We start from the raw sequence: 1,658 nt of genomic DNA, 5'->3' as shown, positions 1-1,658 counted from the left end.
GCGCAAGAAAAAAGCTTATTGATTTAGCATCGACATCTTATTATCACTTAATCTCACGATGCGTGAGACGTGCATTCTTGTGTGGTGATGATAAATACACAGGTAAAAACTTTGATCATCGTAGGCAGTGGTTAGTAGAGCGAATTAAGTTATTAAGTAGTGTGTTCGCCATTGAAGTTGCTGCCTACGCGATTATGAGCAATCACTACCACCTTGTTGTGAACGTCAATGAGTAAAAAAGGACAGGCACATTTTTTTTGCAAAAATCATAGCATCAACTACTGTTATTACATACAGTATCTGATGAAGTTGATATATTATGACTCGCGCAAGAAAAAAGCTTATTGATTTAGCATCGACATCTTATTATCACTTAATCTCACGATGCGTGAGACGTGCATTCTTGTGTGGTGATGATAAATACACAGGTAAAAACTTTGATCATCGTAGGGAGTGGTTAGTAGAGCGAATTAAGTTATTAAGTAGTGTGTTCGCCATTGAAGTTGCTGCCTACGCGATTATGAGCAATCACTACCACCTTGTTGTGAACGTCAATAGGCGTCAAGCACTTGATTGGTCCGATGATGAAGTAATTAAACGCTGGTATCAGCTTTATAACGGCCACTTTTTAGTCGACCGCCACTTAAAAGGTGAGCAGTTAGATAAGCCAAGTTTGCTCTTTTTTAATGAGATCATCGCTAAATGGCGAGAAAGATTGTATGACATCAGCTGGTATATGAAAAACCTCAATGAGTACATTGCCCGCGAGGCCAATAAAGAAGATAACTGCACGGGTAAGTACTGGGAAGGGCGCTATAAGTCGCAAGCATTATTAGATGAAACCGCAGTGCTCAGTTGCATGGCCTACGTTGATTTGAACCCTATCAGAGCAAACATAGCCGATACGCTTGAAGACAGTGATTTCACCTCAATTCAAGAACGTATAGCGCACTTTAAAGCCTTTACCACAGACACGGTTAAAGCGAATAAGCTTCTCAAACAAAAAGATAATATTCAGCATGAAAGCCAACCAGCACAGTTAAAACCATTTGGCGGCAATCACATTAAACACACGATCCCCTTTGCCTTACTGGATTATATTGAATTAGTCGACTGGAGTGGCCGCCACATAGATCCAAAGAAAAAAGGGCATATCAACAAAACTATGCCAAAAGTGCTCCTGACTTTGAATATAGAAGAGGCACAATGGCTTGAATCAATTCAACGTTTTAGGCAGCAGTACTCAAATTTTGCAGGCAGCAAACAACGGTTAAAGCAGCAAGCCGCCAGTAATGATGTAAAATGGTACAAAGGCACAGGCTGAACAGTTGCATCATTATTAGGTTGTTTTAAAAATACACTATTGAACAAAGTGACGGCCTAGCTTCGCCTAAAATTCTTTCCAAGCACCTCAATTCTAAGCTCTGTAACTAACACTAATAGTGTGCAAAAAATAATGATACGGTTACCTATGACGGGAGAGGTGCTAAATTCTCTGACACAAAATATGTGTCTGTTCTTTTTATTGTTTACTGATGATATGCGACGAAGAAGGCTTGATAGGTCGTAACATGTTTGCCATTGATGGATGCAAATTGAAATCGAATGCGAGTAAAGAATGGAGCGGCACATTCGATGAGCTAGGGCGTAAAAAAGCA

Annotated in this window: 1 protein-coding gene and 2 pseudogenes; all 3 read left to right on the top strand. The window is 39.9% G+C overall.

Features of this window, described 5'->3' with window-relative positions:
* Window positions 1-230: pseudogene (locus H5183_RS21275) on the top strand (alpha-amylase family glycosyl hydrolase); the annotation flags it as partial.
* 89 nt (window positions 231-319) lie between these two features.
* Window positions 320-1,324, top strand: a complete 1,005-nt coding sequence (locus H5183_RS21270; RefSeq protein WP_182732664.1) for a transposase — start codon at window positions 320-322, stop codon at window positions 1,322-1,324.
* A gap of 196 nt (window positions 1,325-1,520) precedes the next feature.
* Window positions 1,521-1,658: pseudogene (locus tag H5183_RS21980) on the top strand (transposase); the annotation flags it as partial.

It is taken from the genome of Pseudoalteromonas sp. SR44-8, assembly GCF_014163635.1.
GTDB classification, from domain to species: Bacteria; Pseudomonadota; Gammaproteobacteria; order Enterobacterales; family Alteromonadaceae; genus Pseudoalteromonas; species Pseudoalteromonas rhizosphaerae.
This window is presented reverse-complemented; position numbering and strand designations above follow the sequence as displayed.